Genomic DNA, 7,438 nt, shown 5'->3' on the forward strand with positions numbered 1-7,438 from the left:
GCTACGGCCGCCGTGATGGTAACGACATTCGTGGTGGCCGAGGCAGAATAATCCGCCTCCTGATTGATCTTGATGGCCAGGGCGTTGGCGACCTGGTTATTACTGGAGACCGAGGTGGCAATGCCGTCCCAGGTTGTCACCCGAGAACCATTGTAATAATGATAGATATTGCCATCGGTGAACTCGGCAATCGCATACACCTTGCCGTCAAAATTCTCGGTATAGAGGATGGCGCTCATGGCGGTGGAGCCGTCTGGGTGCTGCAGGCGCTGGTAGGTGACGCCGGCGGGCACGCCCGGAGAGGCGGCCGACCCAAACGTATAGAGCGCCGTGCCGGTGGCATGCAGGCCGAACGTCTCGCCAGCCGGTAATGAATACTTGGACACAAACGCTTTGCGTTTTTCAATCTCACCGCCGCGGGAGATATGCGCGTTAATACACTCCCATAACGATCCGGCCGGCGTGGTGTCCATCGAGCGGCGGCGATCCAGCCCCCGCTTGAAATCTTCGACCAGGACGTAAGCCATCAGGTGCTCGTATAGCTGATGCGGATGTCGCCAGGCGTACGCTTGTCGTCCACCTGATCACCCGTCATAGTCCGCCGGCCAGTCTTCTGCGTGCGACCCTGCATCCGGATTTTGCGCGCCTGAGCCTTGGCCAGCTTGCTGCGAGCATCCGCTGCTCCCGCCGCCTCCAGAATCTCTGCCGCGGCAAACAGGACGATCATAACACTGTCGAGATCGCATTTTGCCGAGGATGATGAAAGGTCGGTTTTGCTCTTGATGCCAGTGAAGCGCACCGTCCCGGCGGAGGCCGGCAGCGGCCATACCTCGAACTGGGGCGTACCGGTCACGTCGATAATATGCCACTTGAGCACCGGATCAGCCCGGTCGTCATCGTCACTGTTGTGGATGGTGTAATCCTCGGGATCCACTCCGTAGGCCAGAGGCACCCAGACGCTGCCATATTTGAAATAGGCTTCTTCGTTGGTGCGCTCCAGGTTGAGATCGGAGGGGAAATCATAGTACCGCTGCCCGGCGTTGATGGTCTTGTCTTTCCAGACCTTCATGTGCGGCCAGTCAAAGTCGTCGTACAGCTCCTCGTAGACGCGGCGGATAACCTGCTGAATATGGCTCAGGTTATCGATGCCGCGCGAGGCATTAGACGACTTTCGGCACTCATGACGGACCTGCTCGGTCAACTCGCCAAGCGTCTCCCCCCGGGGCATTCTTACATTGCCCCTTCGATGACATCGTCGCTGGACTGCTGGTCAACCGGCAGATTGGCGGAGATGTCCTGGTCGCTCAGCTTCTCGGGAAGCCGAACATCGAAAGCCGAGCCGAATACCGGGATGACTTTGCTTTCGCCGTATTTGGCGATCAGATCATCACGCAGGTCGGCGTGCGGGATCTTGGTCGTCTTGCGAGGCTGCACTTTAATCACTGCATCCTCACCATGAATTTTGCGCAGCAAAAATACTTCAGCCGCGGATACGCCCTTCATAGGAACATCGGTGCCTTGATGGCCGCCGGGGCGAATATTGATGTCGTAATGACGCATGGTGTGTTTCTCCTGTTACAGAAAAGAAGGGGCGCGCAGGGCGCCCCTATGGGTTTACGAGATTGAGTACACGCCGCAGCTGTTAAGCTGGTCGCAGACCAAACCACCGGTCCAGGTCATGGCACGGTAGATCACGTATTTTTCCGGAGGCCGTGCCGGGTTGTGTGACTTCATGTCCTCGCCATCCATCGGCCGCAGCTTGATGTGGTTGGAATCGAGGATATAGCCATACTTTGCCCGTCCCAGGTCATCGAGGGTCGGATCGTATTCGATCGGAATACCCTTGAAGGCCATGTCGGCAACGCTCGCATCGATGCGACCACCACCGCTCTTGGACCAGCCCGTTTCGGTGTAGTTACCTTTCGCGCGCAGTTCCTGCTCCAGGGCATCCATGAAGTCGGAGCCGGCCAGGAACTTGTCAGGACGACCACCGTAACGACGCAGCTGGCGGATTTCCTTCTGCAGTTCGTTGACCAGGTTCTGATTGCTTGCCGTGCTGGCATTGATCAGAAGGCTGGCCCGGTTGCGCCACCAGGTATTGGCAGTGCGGTCGATGCCGAAGGTTGAGCCGGCAGCGGTCGGATCGTCCAGGATGAAGGACAGCAGGCCAGGAACCGCCTTGGAGTCCTGAGTACCGTCCTGCCACAACATGGAGTTGAAGCTACGGGCCCAGCCCTCGTTCATGTCCTCGACCTTGTCTTCCAGCAGGCCGGTCAGCACAGTCAGCTCACGCTCGCTGTGCTCGGTGGTTTCGGCGCCGTTCATGCTGTCAACGACAGAGATACCATCGTTTTTCAGCTCGGTCATGGTCACGTTGATACCACAGTGCAATTCATACCAGTTGACTGAATAGCGCTTGAGGTTGGCCGGGTTTTTGTAGATGACGGTGTCATCATGGCTGTAACCCTGGGCCTCGGAGGTGTAAACACCTTTGACCGGACCGGTGATAGCTTCTTTGCCACCGGGGAACGACTTTTTGTTAGATTCCAGGAAGCTCAGCAACGGGCGCTCCTGGATCGTTTGTGACAGAGCGCCACCCCGGATATTATAATCCAGTGCGGCGTTCGCGATGTTGTTCAACTCTTGTGCGGTAAATGCCATGATCCTATTCCTCTTGGGTCATGCCGCAGCTTGTTCAGCTTTTCTGGGCAGCGTTTCTGACTGCTTCCAACATACTGCTCGGCTGCGGCGTCGCTTTATTAACAGATGACCCGCCAGTGACAGTTCGTTTCTGGGCGCTGCGTCCAGGGGTGATCGACTTGAGGTGTTTTTCAATGTCGGTCCGGGCCCGCTTTGTCAGCTCAAGCGCTTGCTCAACTGAGGCCGGCGGGCCTTCCGTCTGGATCAACGTCCGTACACGGTCCGTGACTAACGGTTGCTTTTTGTCGAAGTCCGGATCAGATTTTTTCCACTCAGCTTCCCAAGCGGTGACGCTATCCCGCATTTGCGAGCGCAGCTGATTGAGCTGTTCTTCCTGCTGGGCCTGTTGCTCCCGCTGGCTTTGCTCCTGCTGGTACGCAACCCGACTCTCGGCATGTTGTGCCTTGGCGCGCGCCTGGTTTAATTCCCGGGCGTACTCCTCGGTGATGCGTCCAGCATCGATCTGCTGCTGCAAATCTTCTGGCAGTCCACCCTGCCCAGTCAGCTTGTCCAACTGCTCCATATACGGCAGCAATGCTTCGCGTGCCTTGTATGGATCGGTCTTGAGCAAGTGCATAATGCTCAGGCCGTTGGTCAGCTCTTCCTGGTTCAGGCCGGCTTGTTCAGTAAATTCCATCAGCTCGTCGGAGGCTTTCGCCCGCTCCTCAAGCTCCCGGTTTTTCTGAACCATCTCCTGCCAGCGCGGATGATTATGGAAGGGGAGGTCTTCGTCTTTCTCACCTTCGCCGTCTTCGCTTTCGGCGTCGGTGTCTCCCGTTTCCGCGTCTGTCTCATCCTTCTCTTCGTCGGAGGTTGGCGATTCCTCATCCGTTGCCTTGTCTCGATCCATCACTTCCTTGACGGCATCAAACATCGACTCCGGACCTTTAGCGCCCTCATCTGCGTTGGACGACTCCGCAGGGGTATTAGCGTCCTGACTTTCTTCGGTAACCTCGGTGGACGATTCCGGGTTGGTTTTAGCGTCCAGGTCTGTAGTAGACGAATCTACAGTTGACATTAGCGTCTCTCCTTTCAGTTGTATGAAATGTAGCGTGATTACCAGACAAAATCAACATCTTACCCACGCGCCTGATCGCCAGGCATGGCGGGCTGCGCCCCCTCATTACCCCTTCCGGCAGCGCGGGCATTGTTGCCACCCTCCTGGCCCTGCTGATTCGGGTCATCCTCACCCCGCCCGGGCTGGGCATTGGCATTCATAGCGGTGATGGAGGGCATGCCCTCCGCCAGCGCCTCGGTCATATCCAGGCGGTCATCCATGCGATCCAGCACCTGCTTGGCCAGCCAGGTCGGGTCGATGCCCGGGATCTGCACCAGGTAGGGCAGGATCCGCTCCATGTTGGCGATTTCCTGGGCTTTGTTCGGGCGCCCGCTGGAGCCGGCCACCACTTCCAGATAGACCTCTTTTGCAATCTCCGCCCGGGTCATATCCGGCCAGACAGCGCCCGGCCCGGCGATTTGCTTGACCGTCTCCTCGTTCAGCTCCTCGAGCATGATCTGCCCGGCAGCCCGGGCCACGTCCGTCAGCAGGTCGTCCAGGTCATCCACGTTGGAGGCGACGCTGGACAGGCGCGATCCCTCGGCAATGCTGGACTCGGTGGCTGTCCCGCCGGCGGTGCCGCCCAGATTGGCCTCCTGGGTGCCCACGGTGCGCATAATGTCGTCGAAATTGTAGGAGGTGTCGTACATGCCCGGGTCGATCGGAGCCCCGCGCCACGCCTGCAGCTTGTCCTCGATGCGCTCGTTGGGCGCCATGCCGTCGATATTGATGACTTCGTGCGCCACGGCCATGGACATTTTGTCCTGATCGTTTTCAGATAACGCACCGGTCGCCGCAAAATACCGCGGGCGATTGGCCTTGCGGTGCTCACGCAACCCCTCCCGGGACCGGTTGTGCTCCTTCTGGGCATCCTTGATCAGCTCCACGTCTGAGGGCGGGAAAATCTCCTCATCATGCTCCAGGTCGTTGAACGTCAGAGAGAAAATGGGGAAAAACTGCTCCACGTACACGGTGGGCGGCTCCGGCTCACTCAGGTATTCCTTGTAGCCGTCACAGATGGTGAACATATGCCCGGTGGCCTTGTCGTAGACCTCCCAGACACAGTGCAGCGAATCCTTTTTCTTTTTGCCGGTGGCGCGCTTGCCCTCGTCGGTATACTTGCGGGCCGCATCGCCCACGTCCACCTCGTAAATCTCCTCGATTTTTTCCTTGGTGAACAGGAACTCATGCGCCACCCAGCGCGCCCCCACAAAGCCTTTCAGCGAATAGCAGTCCGGATCGATAATGATGCTGGTTGAGCGCGGGAAGTCGAACACCAGCCCCTCGCGCACCAGCACGTCATCCTGGCTCTGAAGCGTCTTGATCATTTGGCGCAGCTCTTCGGCCCGGGGGTTATCCTCTTCGATCTCACCGTCCGCCAGATCAGCCGAAACGGCCTCCATCATGGCCAGCTCTTGACTGAAATCGTCCAGGCGCTGCATGGCGTCCGGGCTTTTGTCCATCTGGCGCTGGAAGCCCAACTTGACGTACCCCACGCTGGTTATGCAGGTACGCCCCACCAGGGCCTTGGCGCTGATCTTGAAGCGCGGCACCTGCTCATCCAGATAGTGGTGAAACAGGATCTCCAGCGACTTGGCCACCTTCTTGAGCATGGCGCGGCGCTCCATCCCCTGCTGAGCATCCTGCAGTAACGCCTTTGCCTCGGCCATCATCTGACCCACGGCCGGATCATCCATCATCTGCGGATTTTGCTGGGCCATCGCCATGGTCTGCTGCGCCTGCATCAGGGACTGCGGCGACTCATCCCAGATTTCAAAATCGAGCCGTTCCTTGCGTTTGGCGGAAGCTTTTGGATTTTTTGCATACAGTGAAGACACCCGGTTGCGGATGTGGCGCTGGGTGATGTTGGCCACGTACTTGCCTTTTTGTCCCTCCCACTGGTCACCAAAGGCAAACTTCATATGCTCGCGCATCTTGTCGAAGCGTGGCTTGTGATGCTCCTTGGCGCTGGTGATCTCGCCACACCACCGCTTAATCAGCTCCTGGCGCGCCTCGTTTTCCATGTCCGGATCGTCTCGGTCGATAACCTGTTCGTTTTCAGTGTCCACTAGAATCCTCCAGACATTTTATGTAATCGATCGTTTCTGCGTTGCTGCTCGGCCGCCATCTTGGTCCAGCCCAGCGTGCCTACCTTGTAAACATTCCCTTCTTTCACTACATTGGGCTGGGCTGAATGAATTGAGTCCAAACCCTGGCCGATGTAAGACAAAAAGGAGATAAAGTCATCGTGTGTGGCATTCGGGAATTTGATGATTTCGTTTTCCGCTTCCTGCCACCAGGGCGCAAACTTTGGGAAGCGCACCATGTTCAACGACATCAGCCCCTGAATAGAGCGGGCGCGGGCCTTGATGTCCTTGCTGGCCGTGATCGGCACAACGGTCGTGTACGCCTTCTCTTCCTTTTGGCGCTGGCGTAGGAACGGGCCAATCGCCTTGCTGATATGCTCATTCTCTGCCCACCATAACTGGGGGCGGTGATGCTTGAATTGCTGGATCATCCGCTCGACCAGCTCATCGGTTTCGATGCGGTCCCAGATGATGTCCGGGAAGATCCAGACCACCCCGTCCTTATCCATCCCGAAGCAACCGCCCACGTTGGAGTCGTTTTCTTCCTTGGTGGTCAGGGCGTGATCCGAGGCGCCATAGATCGCCAGGTCTTCTTTACGGGGTAGTTCATGCGGCTGATAACCAATCAGGTTTTCACGCTTGAAGTAAGACCCGTCCTCCGGCGCCGGGCGGCCCTGGTACAGCGCGGAGAAGCCACGCGGATTCAGCTTGCGGGCAGACTTGAGATGGTCCACGGAAAAACGCTCCGGCCACAGCGCGCCGCCCATCTCCACTCCCAGGGCGTCGGCAATCTCCTTGTCTTTTTCGGACTCGAACAGGGCCGGGATATTGATGTAGGTCCAGGGTGCGGCGATCTCCGGGTCATGGTCCGGGTGATCCGGGTCGCACAGGCGGCCAATCAAATCATCCTCCGACCAGCGAGTCTGGATGACGATTATCGGCGTGCCGGCATGGCAACGGGTGTACGCCACCTTGGTGAACCAATCCCATAACTCTTTACGTACCGCCGGGCTGTCTGCCTCGGAAGCGTTTTTAATCGGGTCGTCGATGATGAAGATGTCTGCCGGCTTCCCCGTACCGGACGATCCGCGCCCGATAAAGCTCATCTTCCCCTTATCGGTGGTGATCATAGCTTCCTTGGCCTTGGAGCCTTTACGAAAGCCCACGTCCGGGAACACTTGCCTGAACTGCGGCGAGATCATGATTTCCCGAATTTCACCGCCGAAGTCGTTGGCGAAGTCCTGGTTATAAGTGCCCAGCATCAGGTTGCGGTAAGGGTTGCGGCCCATAAACCAGCTGGGGAAGCCGCGGGATGCGATTTGGCTTTTGCCATGCTGCGGCGCAATCGAGATCGCCAGGCGCATCAGCTCGCCCCGCTCCACTTTCTCCAGCGCTTCACACAGAAGACGATGATGCGGCTTGACGACAAACTGCGATTTGTCCGTGTCATCCGGATCGTGCGGGTCCGGCATGATGAATTTCATGAACGCCTCAAACGAATCATGCGCCTTCTTGGCCGCATAGATGCGCTTGGCCGCGCTCAGCTGATCTTCGAGATCCTGAGTGCTGGACTTCTGGGGCTGTTTTTTGCGGG

7 protein-coding genes are annotated in these 7,438 nt (G+C 57.9%); all 7 read right to left on the reverse strand.

The window, feature by feature from the left end:
• The coding region (locus tag RI563_RS11720) for a hypothetical protein (RefSeq protein WP_310694568.1) at positions 1-527 on the reverse strand (527 nt) is incomplete at its 3' end.
• On the reverse strand, positions 527-1,201 hold the full coding sequence (locus tag RI563_RS11725) for a hypothetical protein (protein ID WP_310694569.1): 675 nt from the start codon (positions 1,199-1,201) through the stop codon (positions 527-529). The genes RI563_RS11720 and RI563_RS11725, both read right to left, overlap by 1 nt.
• 29 nt (positions 1,202-1,230) lie before the next feature.
• A complete protein-coding gene (locus tag RI563_RS11730) occupies positions 1,231-1,560 on the reverse strand; it encodes a hypothetical protein (RefSeq protein ID WP_310694570.1) in 330 nt (109 codons plus the stop codon).
• A 54-nt stretch (positions 1,561-1,614) separates the two neighbouring features.
• Complete coding sequence (locus RI563_RS11735; RefSeq protein ID WP_310694571.1) at positions 1,615-2,661, reverse strand: phage major capsid protein; 1,047 nt, start codon at positions 2,659-2,661, stop codon at positions 1,615-1,617.
• A gap of 34 nt (positions 2,662-2,695) precedes the next feature.
• The gene (locus RI563_RS11740) at positions 2,696-3,718 is read right to left on the reverse strand and encodes a hypothetical protein (RefSeq protein WP_310694572.1); all 1,023 of its coding nucleotides are present in this window, start codon (positions 3,716-3,718) and stop codon (positions 2,696-2,698) included.
• Between the two features lie 59 nt (positions 3,719-3,777).
• Positions 3,778-5,826 carry a hypothetical protein gene (locus tag RI563_RS11745; protein WP_310694573.1) on the reverse strand — a complete coding sequence of 683 codons (2,049 nt, stop codon included), beginning with the start codon at positions 5,824-5,826 and terminating at the stop codon, positions 3,778-3,780.
• Positions 5,826-7,438 (reverse strand): phage terminase large subunit (terL, locus tag RI563_RS11750; RefSeq protein ID WP_310694574.1); only part of this gene is annotated, 1,613 nt, incomplete at its 5' end. The genes terL and RI563_RS11745, both read right to left, overlap by 1 nt.

It is taken from the genome of Thiohalophilus sp. (assembly GCF_031581315.1).
Taxonomy (GTDB): Bacteria; Pseudomonadota; Gammaproteobacteria; order UBA6429; family Thiohalophilaceae; genus Thiohalophilus.